Source organism: Gemmiger formicilis, from assembly GCF_016901605.1.
Taxonomy (GTDB): Bacteria; Bacillota; Clostridia; order Oscillospirales; family Ruminococcaceae; genus Gemmiger; species Gemmiger formicilis_B.
Map to the genome: position 1 here is coordinate 1 of NZ_JACJKP010000823.1, position 221 is coordinate 221.

The window sequence follows — 221 nt, forward strand, 5'->3', positions numbered from 1 at the left end:
AATACCATGACCATGGCCATCTATGAACGGACCCGGGAAATCGGCGTCATGAAGGTGCTGGGCTGTGAGCTGGGCAATATCCGTACCATGTTCCTGCTGGAAAGTTCCTGCATCAGTCGTGGCGGATGGCTTCCAGGGCGCTGATTTTTACAGCGTTATTGGCGGGCAGAATACCCGAGATCAGGCCCACCAGGGTAGCAAACACCAGGGCCGCCAGCATC

Annotated in this window: 1 pseudogene; it reads left to right on the top strand. The window is 56.6% G+C overall.

Annotation, left to right across the window (positions count from 1 at the left end):
• Positions 1-114, top strand: a pseudogene (locus tag H6B10_RS18950) (FtsX-like permease family protein); the annotation flags it as partial.
• Between the last annotated feature and the right edge of the window lie 107 nt (positions 115-221).